This window comes from Microbacterium sp. LB12 (genome assembly GCF_037150835.1).
In the GTDB taxonomy this organism is placed as follows: domain Bacteria; phylum Actinomycetota; class Actinomycetes; order Actinomycetales; family Microbacteriaceae; genus Microbacterium.
Map to the genome: position 1 here is coordinate 61,807 of NZ_JBBCPF010000011.1, position 14,595 is coordinate 76,401.

The 14,595-nt window shown below is 68.3% G+C and carries 15 protein-coding genes; all 15 read left to right on the plus strand.

Annotated elements, in window-relative coordinates:
• The first annotated feature begins 14 nt into the window (after positions 1–14).
• The 15 genes from WFM69_RS16480 to WFM69_RS16550 all read left to right on the plus strand — a co-directional run bounded on the left by WFM69_RS16480 (position 15) and on the right by WFM69_RS16550 (position 14,548).
• The gene (locus tag WFM69_RS16480) at positions 15–1,427 is read left to right on the plus strand and encodes a UDP-N-acetylmuramoyl-tripeptide--D-alanyl-D-alanine ligase (RefSeq protein ID WP_337006604.1); all 1,413 of its coding nucleotides are present in this window, start codon (positions 15–17) and stop codon (positions 1,425–1,427) included.
• Positions 1,424–2,530 carry a phospho-N-acetylmuramoyl-pentapeptide-transferase gene (gene mraY / locus WFM69_RS16485; RefSeq protein ID WP_337006606.1) on the plus strand — a complete coding sequence of 369 codons (1,107 nt, stop codon included), beginning with the start codon at positions 1,424–1,426 and terminating at the stop codon, positions 2,528–2,530. The genes WFM69_RS16480 and mraY overlap by 4 nt, the downstream gene beginning before the upstream one ends.
• Positions 2,520–4,055, plus strand: a complete 1,536-nt coding sequence (murD, locus tag WFM69_RS16490; protein ID WP_337006608.1) for a UDP-N-acetylmuramoyl-L-alanine--D-glutamate ligase — start codon at positions 2,520–2,522, stop codon at positions 4,053–4,055. The genes mraY and murD overlap by 11 nt, the downstream gene beginning before the upstream one ends.
• A complete protein-coding gene (gene ftsW / locus WFM69_RS16495) occupies positions 4,024–5,229 on the plus strand; it encodes a putative lipid II flippase FtsW (RefSeq protein ID WP_337006610.1) in 1,206 nt (401 codons plus the stop codon). Before murD ends, ftsW begins: the two co-directional genes overlap by 32 nt.
• Positions 5,226–6,302 carry a UDP-N-acetylglucosamine--N-acetylmuramyl-(pentapeptide) pyrophosphoryl-undecaprenol N-acetylglucosamine transferase gene (locus WFM69_RS16500; RefSeq protein WP_337006612.1) on the plus strand — a complete coding sequence of 359 codons (1,077 nt, stop codon included), beginning with the start codon at positions 5,226–5,228 and terminating at the stop codon, positions 6,300–6,302. The genes ftsW and WFM69_RS16500 overlap by 4 nt, the downstream gene beginning before the upstream one ends.
• 40 nt (positions 6,303–6,342) lie before the next feature.
• A complete protein-coding gene (gene murC / locus WFM69_RS16505; protein ID WP_337006614.1) occupies positions 6,343–7,743 on the plus strand; it encodes a UDP-N-acetylmuramate--L-alanine ligase in 1,401 nt (466 codons plus the stop codon).
• 2 nt (positions 7,744–7,745) lie between these two features.
• A complete protein-coding gene (locus WFM69_RS16510; RefSeq protein WP_337006616.1) occupies positions 7,746–8,678 on the plus strand; it encodes an FtsQ-type POTRA domain-containing protein in 933 nt (310 codons plus the stop codon).
• A gap of 163 nt (positions 8,679–8,841) precedes the next feature.
• Positions 8,842–9,984, plus strand: a complete 1,143-nt coding sequence (ftsZ, locus tag WFM69_RS16515) for a cell division protein FtsZ (protein WP_337006618.1) — start codon at positions 8,842–8,844, stop codon at positions 9,982–9,984.
• Positions 9,981–10,688: a YggS family pyridoxal phosphate-dependent enzyme gene (locus tag WFM69_RS16520; protein ID WP_337006620.1), complete on the plus strand. Its 708-nt coding sequence runs from the start codon at positions 9,981–9,983 to the stop codon at positions 10,686–10,688. The genes ftsZ and WFM69_RS16520 overlap by 4 nt, the downstream gene beginning before the upstream one ends.
• 43 nt (positions 10,689–10,731) lie before the next feature.
• On the plus strand, positions 10,732–11,211 hold the full coding sequence (locus tag WFM69_RS16525; protein ID WP_337006622.1) for a cell division protein SepF: 480 nt from the start codon (positions 10,732–10,734) through the stop codon (positions 11,209–11,211).
• A gap of 3 nt (positions 11,212–11,214) precedes the next feature.
• The gene (locus WFM69_RS16530) at positions 11,215–11,514 is read left to right on the plus strand and encodes a YggT family protein (RefSeq protein ID WP_337006624.1); all 300 of its coding nucleotides are present in this window, start codon (positions 11,215–11,217) and stop codon (positions 11,512–11,514) included.
• A 181-nt stretch (positions 11,515–11,695) separates the two neighbouring features.
• Positions 11,696–12,292 carry a DivIVA domain-containing protein gene (locus WFM69_RS16535; protein ID WP_337006626.1) on the plus strand — a complete coding sequence of 199 codons (597 nt, stop codon included), beginning with the start codon at positions 11,696–11,698 and terminating at the stop codon, positions 12,290–12,292.
• A gap of 9 nt (positions 12,293–12,301) precedes the next feature.
• Positions 12,302–12,997, plus strand: coding sequence for a signal peptidase II (gene lspA, locus WFM69_RS16540; protein ID WP_442928439.1), 696 nt, complete (start codon positions 12,302–12,304; stop codon positions 12,995–12,997).
• Positions 12,998–12,999: 2 nt separating this feature from the next.
• Positions 13,000–13,920, plus strand: coding sequence for an RluA family pseudouridine synthase (locus WFM69_RS16545; RefSeq protein ID WP_337006676.1), 921 nt, complete (start codon positions 13,000–13,002; stop codon positions 13,918–13,920).
• A 49-nt stretch (positions 13,921–13,969) separates the two neighbouring features.
• A complete protein-coding gene (locus tag WFM69_RS16550; protein WP_337006628.1) occupies positions 13,970–14,548 on the plus strand; it encodes a GNAT family N-acetyltransferase in 579 nt (192 codons plus the stop codon).
• Positions 14,549–14,595: the final 47 nt, after the last annotated feature.

A 14,595-nucleotide genomic window follows, 5' to 3' on the forward strand; every position in this document is an offset into this window, starting at 1 on the left:
CGCATGGAGATGACATGATCGCCCTGACGCTCGCTGAGATCACCGCCGCAGTCGGCGGTGATCTGCGCGTTGCCGGAGAAGACACCTCGGAGACCGTCGTCGACGGGATCGTCGACACCGATTCGCGCACGATGGTGCCCGGAGCGATCTTCGTCGCGAAGCCCGGGGCCGACACCGACGGTCACCTCTTCGTGGGTGCGGCGGTCGAGGCCGGCGCCGTGCTCGCGATCGTCGAGCGTGTCGTCGACGTGCCGGTCAGCCAGATCGTGGTGCCGGATGCGGTTGCTGCCCTCGGCCTGCTGGCGAAGGACGTCGTCGCGCGCGTGCGCGCTCGAGGGGATCTCCGGATCGTGGGCATCACCGGGTCGAACGGCAAGACCACGACCAAGAACTTCCTGGCGCGGATCCTCGAGGACGAGGGGGAGACGGTCGCGCCCGTCAAGTCATTCAACAACGAGGTCGGCGCGCCCGTCACCATGCTCCGCGTCACCGAGAGCACGCGTTTCCTCGTGAGCGAGTTCGGTGCCGCCGCGCCCGGCAGCATCGCCCACCTCGCCGGTCTCGTCGAGCCCGACCTCGCTGTCGTGCTGATGGTCGGGATGGCGCACGCGGGAGGATTCGGCGGCATCGAGGCGACCGCGAAGGCGAAGGCGGAGCTCGTGGCCGCCGCGCGCGTGCCGGGGACGGCCGTGCTCAACATCGACGACCCGCGCGTGGCAGCGATGCAGGAGCTCGCTCGAGACCACGGGCTGGACGTCATCGGCTTCGGGCAGGGACCGACGGCGGACGTGCGGGCGCAGGACATCGAGGTGACGGCATCCGGTACCAGCTGCATCATCGAGGTCGCGGGGGAGCGACTCCCGTTGCGGCTGCGAGTGCTCGGTGCACATCATGTGTCGAACGCTCTGGCTGCGATCGCGGCGGCGCTCACCCTCGGCGTCGCCCCGGCCGACGCCATCGCCCGGCTCGAGACGGTGGAGATCGCCGAGCGCTGGCGGATGCAGCCTCTGGGCAACGACCGCATCCGGATCATCAACGACGCCTACAACGCCAGTCCCGACTCGATGGCCGCGGCACTGCGCACGCTCGCGCAGATCACGGGCCCGGACGAGCGGACCGTGGCCGTCCTCGGCGCCATGACCGAGCTCGGCGAGGGCGCCGGCGAAGAGCACGATCGGATCGGTCTGCTCGCGGTGCGCCTCAACATCCAGCGCATCGTCGTGGTCGGGCCCGAGGCGCGACGGCTCTATCTCGCGGCCGTCGGCGAAGGATCGTGGGACAGCGAGGCCGTGCATCTCCCCGATCAGGACGCGGCGTTCGAGTACCTGCGCACCGAACTCCGCGACGGCGACCGTGTGCTCGTCAAGTCATCCAACTCCGTGGGCCTCCGGCATCTCGGCGATCGTCTGGGAGAATTGTTCTCGTGAGATCTCTCATCATGTCGGCGGCGATCTCGCTCGCCTTCACCCTGTTCCTGACCCCCGTCTTCCTCCGGCTGTTCCGGAAGTGGGGCTGGGGGCAGGTCATCCGCACCCCGGAGTCGCTGCACAACCCGAGCCATGAGGCCAAGCGGGGGACGCCCACGATGGGCGGTGTCATCTTCATCCTCGGTTCCATCGTCGGCTACTTCACGGGTGTCCTGGTGAGCGGCGAGGTTCCCGCGCTGTCCGCGCTCCTGGTGATCTGGCTGATGGTCGGCTTCGGCGTGGTGGGCTTCATCGACGACTACATGAAGGTGCGCAGTCAGCGCAGCCTCGGCCTCTCCGGATGGCGGAAGGTGATCGGTCAGCTGCTGGTCATGATCCCCTTCGGCGTCGTCGCGCTGAACTTCCCCAACAAGTGGGGCCAGACTCCCGCGAGCTCCGCGATCTCGCTGTTCCGTGACATCACGTGGCTCAACCTCTTCGCGTTCGGCGTGGTCCTCGGCTGGATCCTGTACCTCGTGTGGATCTCGGTCATCGGCGTCGCCACCTCGAACAGCGTGAACCTCACGGACGGTCTCGACGGACTCGCCGCCGGAGCGGGCGTCATCGTCGTCGGCGCCTACAGCGTGATCGCCTTCTGGCAGTTCAAGCAGTCGTGCATCGGCGTCGGACTCGATGCGGTGGACGGCTGCTACGAAGTGCGCGATCCGTTCAACCTCGCCATCATCGCGGCGTCCGTCGCCGCGAGCCTCATCGGATTCCTGTGGTGGAACGCGCCCAAGGCGAAGGTCTTCATGGGCGATGTCGGGTCCATGGCGATCGGTGGCGTGATCACCGCCATGGCCATCCTGACGCGCACGGAGCTCCTGCTCCTCGTGATCGCCGGTGTCTTCGTGCTGTCGTCCGGTTCGGTCATCCTGCAGCGCGGGTACTTCAAGCTCACCCGTGGCAAGCGACTGTTCCTGATGAGTCCTTTCCACCACCATCTTGAGATGCGCGGCTGGTCCGAGGTCACCATCGTGGTGCGTATGTGGATCATCGCCGGGCTGCTTGCCGTCTCGGCCGTCGGACTCTTCTACGTCGAGTGGCTCACCCGTGTCGACTGATCGCCTCGCCGGCCTGACCAGCTGGAACTCGGACTGGAGGGGTCTGCGCGTCGCCGTGCTCGGACTCTCCATGACCGGATTCTCGGTTGCGGACACGCTCACCGAACTCGGCGCCGAGGTGCTCGTGCTCAGCGAGTCCGCGGAGGAGGAGTACGAGCGCCTGTTGCCCGTGATCGGTGCCCGGCTCGACCTCGGTCCGCTCTCCGAGGTTCCCGCGGCCCTGGTCGACTTCGCCCCCGAGGTCGTGATCGCCTCGCCCGGCTTCGCGCCGTCGCATCCCGTCATCCGATGGGTGCAGGACGCCGGCATCGCGCTCTGGGGCGATGTCGAACTCGCCTGGCGTGTGCGAGACAAGGTCGTGCGGGCGGATGGCACACCCGCGGACTGGGTGCTCATCACCGGGACGAACGGCAAGACCACGACGACCCAGCTGACTGCCACGCTGCTGGTCGAAGGCGGCCTGCGCGCGGCCCCGTGCGGCAACATCGGCGTGCCGGTGCTCGACGCCGTGCGCGACCCGGCCGGATTCGACGTTCTCGTGGTCGAGCTCTCCAGCCACCAGCTCTGGTACCTGGGGCTGTCCGCTCCGGAGGGAGAGCTCTTCCCGTACTCCTCGGTATGCCTCAACCTGGCCGACGATCACCTCGTCTGGCATGGGAGCGCACAGGCCTACCGCGACGCGAAGGCCCTCGTGTATCGGAACACGCGTGTCGCCTGCGTGTACAACAAGGCCGACGAAGCCACGCGCCGGATGGTCGAGGACGCCGAGGTCGTCGACGGCGCCCGAGCGATCGGGTTCGATCTCGGCATCCCCGGTCCCAGCGACGTCGGTGTGGTGGAAGGACTGATCGTCGATCGGGCGTTCCTCGATGACCGCGCCCGCAGCGCCCTCGAGCTCACCACGCTCGCCGACCTCGATGACGCCGGACTGGCAGCACCGCACATCGTGCAGAACATCCTCGCCGCGAGTGCACTCGCCCGCTCCCTGGGAGTCGAGCCCGAGGCGATCAACGCGGCACTGCAGACCTTCCGCCTCGACGCGCACCGGATCCAGGTCATCGCCCGGCATGCGGGCATCACGTGGGTCGACGACTCCAAGGCGACGAACCCTCATGCGGCCGCGTCGTCGCTCCGTGCCTATCCCGGTGCCGTGTGGATCGTGGGCGGGGATCTGAAGGGCGTGGACATCGCCGACCTCGTCGCCGATGTCGGCACCTCCGCCCGCGCAGCCGTGGTGATCGGTGTCGAACGGGCCGCTGTGGTGGCGGCATTCCGACGACACGCGCCGACGGTACCGGTGTTCGAGGTCGACGCTGGCGACACTGGACAGGTCATGAACCGTGTCGTGGAGATCGCGGCGGGGATCGTCGACGACGAGGGCACGGTTCTGCTGGCCCCGGCGGCGGCATCCTTCGACCAGTTCTCCAGTTATGCGGATCGCGGCCATCGCTTCGCCGAGGCGGTGCGGACGTGGATCGACCGGGGGAGCGCCGATGACGCAGGTGTCTCGCCCACCGCGCTCTGAGTCCGGCGGTCTCGCAGCCAGGGTCTCGCTCGGTCGCCGGTTCACGCCGGTGTCGACGGAGTTCCTGCTCATCGCCTCGACCGCCCTGCTGCTCACTCTCTTCGGCCTGGTCATGGTGCTCTCCGCCACGAGCGCGACCGCAGTCTCCCGCGGAGAGAACCCGCTGGACGGGGTGCTCCGCCAGGGGGTGTTCGCTCTGCTCGGCATCCCGCTGATGTTCCTGATCAGCCGCCTGCCGGTCGCGTTCTTGAAGAAGATGGCCTGGCCGGCGTTGTTCGGTGCCGTCGCGCTGCAGATGCTCGTGTTCACACCGCTCGGCATCGAAGACGGCGGCAACCGGAACTGGGTGCGCATCGCGGGGTTCACGCTGCAGCCCTCCGAGTTCCTCAAGCTCGCGCTCGCCCTGTGGATCGCCGCGGTGCTGCTGCGCAAGCGCACGATGCTGGGCACCTGGCACCACGTGTTCATCCCGGTGATCCCGGTCGGTGCGCTCGCGATCGGGACCGTGCTGGCAGGCAAGGACCTCGGTACCGCGATGGTGCTCGTGCTGATCCTGCTCGGATGCCTCTTCTTCTCCGGGGTCAAGCTGCGGCTGTTCATCATCCCGCTCGTGCTGGGCATCATCGCGGTGCTCGCCTACGCGCTGTCGAGTGACGACCGGATGCGGCGCATCACCGCGACGTGCGACGACATGTCGCTCTACTACACCGACTGCTACCAGTCGATCCATGGCATCTGGGGCATGGCCACCGGCGGCATCTTCGGGCTCGGGCTCGGCAACTCCCAGGAGAAGTACGGATGGCTGCCCGCCGCGGGCAACGACTTCATCTTCGCGATCGTGGGTGAAGAGCTCGGTCTGATCGGCTGCATCGTCGTGCTCGCCCTCTTCACGTTCTTCACGATCGGCGCGTTCCACATCATCCGCAAGACGCCGGACCCGTTCATCCGTGTCGCTGCGGGCGGGATCACGGTGTGGATCGTCGGCCAAGCCGTCATGAACGTCGGCGTCGTCATCGGTCTCTTCCCGGTGATGGGTGTCCCGCTCCCGTTCATGTCGCAGGGGGGGACGGCGCTGCTCGCCGTGCTCATCGCCTGCGGTGTGCTGCTCGCCTTCGCACGGACGATCCCGGTCGCGGAGAAGCAGTCAGCCGAGCGGGGTATGGTCGCCAGGTGACCTCGTACCTCCTCGCCGGCGGTGGCACCGCCGGCCATGTCAACCCCCTGCTCGCTGTCGCCGATGCACTCCGCTTGCGCGACGCCGACGCCTCCGTCCTCGTCCTCGGCACCGCTGAGGGTCTGGAGTCCCGTCTGGTCCCGGAGCGCGGCTACGAGCTGCTCATCGTCGACAAGGTGCCCTTCCCGCGGCGGCCGAACCGGCAGGCACTGGCCTTCCCCGGACGCTTCCGTCGCGCGATCGACCAGGTGCGCGAGCACATCCGTCGACACGGCGTGGATGTCGTCGTCGGCTTCGGCGGATACGCGTCCGCCCCCGCCTATGTGGCTGCGCGCCGGGAGGGTGTGCCGTTCGTGGTGCACGAGGCCAACGCGAAACCGGGGCTGGCGAATTTGCTCGGTGCCCGTCGTGCCGCCGCGGTGGGCGTCGCCTTCGACGGCACGCCGCTCCGGGGCGGCGAGGTCGTCGGCATGCCGCTGCGCCAGGAGGTGATCGCACTCGATCGTGCGGCGACCCGCGCAGAGGCGGCCGAGTACTTCGGCCTCGACGCCACACGCCCCGTGCTTCTCGTCTTCGGCGGCTCACTGGGCGCTCAGCGGCTCAACGAGGCCCTCGCCGACTCCTGGCGGGACATCCTCGGCGCGGGATGGCAGCTCCTCCATGTGACGGGCGAGCGCAGCGACCTCACCGACCCCGGTGTCGAGGGGTATGCGCTGCGGCGTTACGTCGATCGCATGGATCTGGCGTTCGCTCTGGCCGACCTGATCGTCTCGCGTTCCGGCGCGGCCACCGTGAGCGAGATCAGTGCATTGGGTATTCCGGCGCTGTACGTGCCGTATTCGGTGGGCAACGGCGAGCAGCGTCTGAATGCCGCGTCGGCGGTCGCAGCGGGAGCCGCCGAACTACTCGATGACGCGACGTTCGACGGCGACGCGGTACGGCGGATCGTCATCCCGCTCCTCGGCGACCGGGAGCGGATCGACCGCATGGCCGCCGCTGCCGAGACCGCAGGCACACGTAATGGCACCGACAACGTGATCGCGTTGATCGACCGCGCGCTCGACGCGGCCTGAGCGGTCGAATCGAACCGAAGAAAAGTAGACTGAACCGGACATGATCAGACCCGACCTCTCCCTCCCCATTCCCGAGACGATCACCTCCGCGCACTTCATCGGCATCGGCGGGTCCGGCATGAGCGGCCTCGCGAAGATGTTCCTCGATGCCGGGATCCGCGTGTCCGGCAGCGATCGCGCCGACAGCGACAACCTTCGCGCGCTGGCCGCTGCAGGGGCGACGGTGCACGTCGGACACGATGCCGCGCACCTCGGCGACGCCGACACGGTCGTGCACACCGGAGCGATCTGGCCGGAGAACCCCGAGTTCGTCCTGGCGAAGGAGCGCGGGCTGGCCGTGATCCACCGTTCGCAGGCGCTGCACTGGCTGATCGGCTCGCGGCGGCTCGTCTCCGTGGCGGGCGCCCACGGCAAGACGACGTCCACCGGCATGATCGTGACCGCGCTGCGCGACCTCGGTGCCGACCCGCATTTCGTCAACGGCGGCGTCATCGAGCAGCTCGGCGTCTCGAGTGCCACGGGCACCGGCGACCTGTTCGTCGTCGAGGCGGACGAGTCCGACGGTACCTTCCTGCTGTATGACACGGCTGTCGCGCTGATCACCAACGTCGACCCCGATCATCTCGATCACTTCGGGTCCGACGAGGCCTTCCACGATGCGTTCGTGCGGTTCGCCGATGCGGCGTCGGAGGCGGTCGTGATATCGAGCGACGACCCTGGCGCGCTTCGCGTCGGCGCCGGCCTGTCCCACCGCAACGTGATCACCTTCGGACAGGCGGAGGGCGCCGACGTGCGGGTCACCGACATCGACGTCTCCGGTCCGGTCGCCGCGACCATCACCAGCGACGGCGAGCACGTGCGGATGCAGCTCGTCGTTCCAGGCGTGCACAACGCGATCAACGCTGCCGGCGCGGTCGCCGTCCTGCGCGCACTCGGGCACCCGCTGGCCGATGCCGTGCGCGCGGTCGAGGGCTTCGCCGGCACCGTGCGGCGTCTGGAACAGCACGGCGTCGAGCGCGGCGTCACGGTGTACGACGACTACTCGCACCACCCGACCGAGGTACGGGCGGCTCTCGAGGCGATGCGCGGCATCGCGGGATCCGGCCGGGTCATCGCGATCCAGCAGCCGCACACGTACTCGCGCACGCAGCAGATGTACCAGGAGTTCGCCGACGTCCTCGAAGAGCTCGCGGATCACACCGTGATGCTCGACGTGTACGGAGCACGCGAGGATCCGGTTCCCGGTGTCACGGGCGAACTGGTGAGCGGGGCCTTCCGCGATCCGTCCCACGTGCACTTCGTGGCCGACTGGCAGGAGGCCGCGGACTACACCGCCTCGGTCGCTCGTGAGGGTGATTTCGTCGTCACGCTCGGCTGCGGCAACGTGTACCAGATCATCCCGCAGGTCCTGGAGTCGCTGCGTCACACCGACGCGGCTTAGCCATGCGTCGGCCCGCACCGCTCCCGGCAGCTCCGGAGAACCCCGGGGAGAAGGACGCTGCGCCGGCGACGAAGGGTCGTCAGCGCCGGCGTGAAGACGAGATGTCCGGGCGCGAGACGACGCCCGAGTCGGCTGCCGTCGATGCGGCGGCGGACGAGACCTCGTCGGAGGATGCGCAGCCGACCTCGACCAGGGATGTGTGGCGCGCGGCACGTGCCAGGCGCAAGGCGCTGCGGGCGGAGATCCGTCGCTTCACGCAGCGGTCGCGCAGGCGGAGGATCGTGTGGCTGAGCAGCATCGGCGCGTTGGTGCTGCTGATCGGCGGCAGTGTCCTGGCCGCGTACAGCCCGCTGTTCGCGGTGGAGAAGATCACCGTGTCCGGTGCGTCGACCCTCGACCCGGCGACGATCGAAGCAGCGCTGGGAGATCAGCTCGGGACGCCCCTCGCACTGGTCGACACGAGCGAGGTGAAGGCCGCGCTCCTCGCGTTCCCGCTCATTGAGAGCTATTCGTTGGAGGCTCGTCCGCCGCACGACCTGACGGTGCGCATCGTCGAGCGCACGCCGGTCGGCGTCGTCCGCTCCGACGCGGGCTACACGCTGTTCGATGCGGCGGGCGTCGCTCTGTCGACCACGTCGGATCAGCCGGCCGGACAGCCGGTGATCGACGTCGCCGGCGGCGTCGACTCGGCGGCGTTCCGCAGCGCCGGTCTCGTCGTGCGATCGCTGCCCGCCGACGTGCGGGCGGCATTGACGGGGGTCCGCGCGACGACTGCGGACGATGTCACTCTGACGCTCAACAGCGGGCTGACGGTCGTCTGGGGGAGTGCGGAGGAGTCGGCGCTGAAGGCGCTCACGCTGTCGGCGACCATGGCCGCGCACCCCGGTGCGGCGTCGATCGACGTCACTTCACCCGACGTCGCCGTCGTCGGCTGACCGCTTTTACGGGGAATGGCGCGACACGCCCGTGTCGGTGCGGGCGCGCGGGCAGGCGGCGCTTACCTTCGATCAAAGAGAACGCAATACCCGGAAACACTTTACACCTCTAGTTGAGGTTTAAGGTTCATCCTTTTCAGGCTCGAATAATCGGAGGCCGGCCATGAGCCAGAACCAGAACTACCTCGCCGTGATCAAGGTCGTCGGCGTCGGCGGTGGCGGCGTCAACGCCGTGAACCGCATGATCGATCTCGGTCTCCGAGGAGTCGAGTTCATCGCCGTGAACACCGACGCGCAGGCGCTGCTCATGAGCGACGCCGACGTGAAGCTCGACGTGGGTCGCGAGCTCACCCGCGGCCTCGGCGCCGGTGCCGATCCCGAGGTGGGCCGTCGCGCCGCCGAGGACCACGCGGAAGAGATCGAGCAGGCGCTCACGGGTGCGGACATGGTCTTCGTGACCGCAGGCGAGGGTGGCGGAACCGGCACCGGTGGTGCTCCCGTCGTGGCTCGCATCGCGAAGTCGATCGGCGCGCTGACCATCGGCGTCGTCACCAAGCCGTTCTCCTTCGAGGGTCGCCGCCGCCAGAGCCAGGCGGAGGCGGGCGTCGCCAAGCTGAAGGAAGAGGTCGACACCCTCATCGTCGTGCCGAACGACCGCCTGCTGGAGATCAGCGACCGCGGCATCTCGATGATCGAGGCGTTCGCCACGGCCGACCAGGTGCTCCTCGCCGGTGTGCAGGGCATCACCGACCTCATCACGACGCCGGGTCTGATCAACCTCGACTTCGCCGACGTGAAGTCGGTCATGCAGGGGGCGGGGTCCGCGCTCATGGGCATCGGTTCCGCACGGGGCGCAGACCGCGCGATCAAGGCGGCCGAGCTGGCTGTCGAGTCCCCGCTGCTCGAGGCGAGCATCGAGGGTGCGCACGGCGTGCTGCTCTCCATCCAGGGTGGATCGAATCTCGGCATCTTCGAGATCCACGACGCGGCCGACCTCGTCAAGGAAGCGGCGCACCCCGAGGCCAACATCATCTTCGGTACCGTCATCGACGACACGCTCGGCGACGAGGTGCGCGTGACGGTGATCGCGGCAGGCTTCGACGGCGGCGAGCCCTCGCTGCGGCTCGACCCGATGGTCGTCTCGCGGCCGTCGACGGCGTCGCTGCCCGAGGTCGCCCTGACGGAGGACGCAGAGACCTCCGACGAGACCCCGAAGCCTGAGCCTGTGCAGCAGCGGGTTCCCACGACCAGCATCGAGCCGGCGTTCGCGGACGACGACATCGACATCCCCGAATTCCTGAAGTGACGACCCCGGTCGACGCTTCGGAGCCGTCAGGCCTCGCGGCGCGGCTGTCCGCGATCGATGCGCGGATCGCCGCGGCCGCAGAGGCCGCTGGTCGAGATGCGGCGGAGATCACCCGCATCGTGGTGACGAAGTTCCATCCCGCGTCGCTCGTCCGGGACCTGCATCAGCTCGGCGTGCGCGACGTGGGGGAGAACCGTCAGCAGGAGTTGTCCGCGAAGGAAGCGGAGCTCACGGGGCTCGATCTGCGCTGGCACTTCATCGGTCAGGGGCAGACCAACAAGGCGGCCGCGATCCGCAGAAGTGCGGACGTCGTGCACTCGGTCGATCGCTCCCGATTCGCGGACGCGCTGCACCGGGCGGCGGATGGAGACGATGTCCTCGACGTGCTCGTGCAGATCAATCTCACCGATGACGCCGGTCGCGGGGGAGCAGCGCCCGCGGACGCCCTCGCGCTCGCGGAGCACGTCCTGACGTTGCCCTCTCTGCGTCTGCGCGGCGTGATGGCCGTCGCACCGCTCGACGAGGAGCCCGCCTCCGCGTTCGCGCGACTGCGTGAGGTCGCGGATGGCGTCCGCACGGTCGCTCCGTCGGCGTCGTGGGTATCCGCGGGGATGACCGGCGACTTCGTCGAGGCGATCGCCGCCGGCGCGACACACCTACGGATCGGGTCCGCAATCACCGGACCCCGCCCCGACCGGGGTTAACCTGTGAAAAGACCAGCCCCAAACGTTCGAACCGGAGGACACGATGGGTAACCCGCTGAAGAAGACCATGGTGTATCTCGGCCTCGCTGACGAAGAAGAGGTCTACGAGGAGGAGACGCAGGCTCCTGCCCGCTCCCACCGTGAGCGCGATCGCGATCGTGACCGCGAGGAGCCCGCGCCGGCCCCCGTCACGCCGCTCCGCCGTCCCGTCGCCGTCCGCCAGCCGTCTGCAGGAGCCGTGAACGAGATCCTCACCGTCCACCCGAAGCAGTACCGTGACGCCCAGCTGATCGCGGAGAGCTTCCGCGAGGGTGTGCCGGTCATCATCAACCTCTCCCAGATGAGCGACGCCGATGCGCGTCGCCTCATCGACTTCGCGAGCGGGCTCTCCCTCGGCCTCTACGGCCGCATCGAGCGCGTCACGTCGAAGGTCTTCCTGCTCTCGCCGGAGAACATCGCGGTGTCGGGCCACGGGGGAATCGCGCACGCAGACGCCGAGTCTGCGGGCTTCGACCAGTCGTAGCCCGTGCAGCTGGTCTCGGTCTTCGCGAGCATCGTCCATTTGGTGCTGCTGCTCTACGTCTTCGTGCTCTTCGCGCGCCTGATCCTCGACTACATCCCGATGTTCAATCGGGAATGGCGTCCGAAAGGCTTCGGCCTGGTCGCCGCCGAGGCGGTCTACACGGTGACCGATCCGCCGATCCGGTTCTTCCGGCGGATCATCCCCCCGCTGCGGATCGGGTCGCTGTCCTTGGACTTCGGCTTCGCGCTGACGCTGCTCATCGTGCTGATCCTGATGAACGTCGTGGGACTGTTCATCCGCTGACGTCGCGGCTGCCCCCGCGGAGAAGCCGCCGCGAGTTCACGCACTCTGGGTGTCGTGACATCGCGGCGCCAATGTGCGGGGGCTATGCTGGCACCGAGGTGCGCGCCCCGGGTTCGCGCCACATCACGACCACGCCATACATCGATACTGGCAATCGAACTCATCGAAAGAGGAGCCACCCATGGCACTTACCCCGGATGACGTCGTCACCAAGCAGTTCCAGCACGTCCGCTTCAAGGACGGCTTCGACCCGGACGAGGTGGATGACTTCCTCGACGAGATCGTCATCGAGTGGCGCAAGGCCCTCGAGGAGAACGCCGAGCTGAAGGCGAAGCTGGCCGCGTACGAGTCGGGTGCTGCCCCGGCGGCCGCCGAGACTGCCGCACCCGCCGTCGTCGAGGCGCCCGCTCCTGTCGCCGAGGTTCCCGCAGAGCCTGCTCCGACCGGTTCCGCGACCGCGACCGCCGGCATCATCGAGCTCGCGCAGCGTCTGCACGACGAGCACGTCGCCGAGGGCGAGGCGAAGCGCAACGCGCTCATCGCCGAGGCCGAGACCGAGGTCGCTCGCATCCGCACCGAGGCCGAGGCCAAGCAGCGCGAGGAGTCGGCCCGTCTGGAGCGCGAGCGCAACACGCTCGAGGCCCGCATCACGGAGCTCCGCAACTTCGAGCGCGACTACCGCTCCCAGCTGCGCGGGTACATCGAGGGCCAGCTCCGCGAACTCGACGAGAAGTCCGCATCCACGGACTCCACGCCCGTTTCCGCGATCGGTCTGTAAGGCGCCCTCTTGTCAGGACGCCGTCCCCTTCGTCGGTCGGCGGCCGGTGCGGTCGTTGCGATTCTCGCAGCGCTCGTACTGGCCGCCGATCAGTTTGTGAAGTACCTCACGATCGAGAACCTTCCGTATCAGGAGCCGGTTCCGGTGCTGGGTGAGTTCCTTCAGCTGTACTACGTCCGCAACCCCGGAGCGGCGTTCTCGCTAGGTTCCGAGGTCACCTGGATCTTCACGATCGCTCTCGCGGTCGTCGCCGGTGTGATCGTCTGGAAGGCGTTCGGCCTCAAGTCGCGGCTGTGGGCTGTCGTCCTCGGGTGTCTGCTGGGCGGCGTGCTCGGCAACCTCAGCGACCGACTGTTCCGTGACCCCGGATTCCCCGTCGGGCACGTGGTCGACATGATCTCGATGCCGTGGATGATGCCGGCGATCTTCAACGTCGCCGACATCTTCATCGTGACCGGCATGATCTCGGTCGCGTTGCTCGTGGTGTTCGGGCTGCGCTTCGACGGTACCCGCGAACGTGACCATGCGGTGGTCGAGACCGAGGAAGAAGCCGAGGCGGCAGCTGTCGCCGCCGCGTCCGCGACCGAGACCGACGCGGAGTCCGTGGATGCGGACGGCACGGTCCCCGAGGTGCCAGGCTCGTCGCGGTCCACCGATGACGACGCGCCCTCGGAGGATGCGGCACCCGCATCAGGAGGACGGTGACCGTGGAGTCCCGGTCGCTGCCGGTTCCGGATGGGCTCGACGGCACTCGCGTCGACGCGGCGCTGGCGAAGCTGATGGGGTTCTCCCGCACGTTCGCCGCCGACGTCGCCGCAGCGGGAGGCGTGCGTCTGGACGGCGTCACGCTCGACAAATCCGACCGTCTGCGCGGTGGCGGCTGGCTCGACGTGGAATGGCAGCCCAAGGAGGCGCCGAAGATCGTTCCGATCGCCGTGCCCGAACTCGGCGTCGTCTACGACGATGACGACATCATCGTGGTCGACAAGCCGACCGGCGTCGCCGCCCACCCCTCGTTGGGATGGGAAGGTCCGACGGTCGTCGGCGCCCTCGCCGCGGCCGGGTTCAGGATCGCCACCAGTGGTGCCGCAGAGCGTCAGGGCGTCGTCCACCGCCTCGACGTCGGCACCAGCGGCCTCATGGTCGTCGCCAAGAGCGAACATGCCTACACGGTGCTGAAGCAGGCCTTCAAGGACCGCACCGTCGAGAAGATCTACCACGCGGTGGTGCAGGGGCATCCGGACCCCTTGGTCGGTACCATCGATGCTCCCATCGGACGTCACCCGAACCACTCGTGGAAGTTCGCCGTCGTCCCGGACGGGAAGCCGTCGGTCACGCACTACGAGACACTCGAGGCGTTCCCCGGTGCCTCGCTCCTCGAGATCCACCTCGAGACGGGACGTACGCATCAGATCCGCGTGCACATGGCGGCGCACCGGCACCCGTGTGTCGGCGATCCGCTGTACGGGGCCGACCCGACGATGTCCGCGCGACTGGGACTCACCCGGCAGTGGCTGCATGCGCATCAGCTGGCGTTCGTGCACCCGACGACGGGGGACTGGGTGCAGTTCGAGTCGCCGTATCCGGAGGACTTCCAGCACGCACTGGAGGTGCTGCGCGGCGAGTAGCCGCTCCATCGTTCGACACGATGTCGGCGCCGTGCGCGACACTGTCCGCATGGACATCGTTGTTCGCCCCGCGACCGTGTTCGACGACGTCGCGACGCTGGTGGGGCCGAAGAAGCCGACCTCGAACGTGTGCTTCTGTCTGAGCTACCGCATCGGGAGCAAGGAGAACCTTGCGCTGAAAGGACCAGCGCGTGCCGATCGCGTGCGCGAGCTGTGCCACGAGGATCCTCCGCCCGGCGTGATCGCTTATCTCGATGAGGAACCGGTCGGGTGGGCCGCGCTGCATCCGCGGCGGGAGACCAGCTTCGCCCGCAACAGACTGATCCCCGTCGTCGACGACCTCGACGTGTGGTCGCTGTGGTGCTTCCGCGTGCGACCCGGGTACCGGAAGCAAGGGATATCCCATGCCTTGATCGAGGGTGCCGTCGCCTACGCGCGAGAGCAGGGCGCCCCGGCTGTCGAGGGATACCCGGTCGACAACCGCGGGGAGAAGGTGAATCTGACGATGGCCTACGTCGGGACTCGGGCGCTGTTCGAGAGCGCCGGCTTCGCGAAGGCTGCCGACACCGGATCGGTGCTCGACGGATTCCCTCGGGTGCTGATGCGACTCGAGTTCGGCGCTCCGTGAAGCCGTCGAGGAGGGCACCGGAGACCCGCACCGGACGCTCCGTGCCG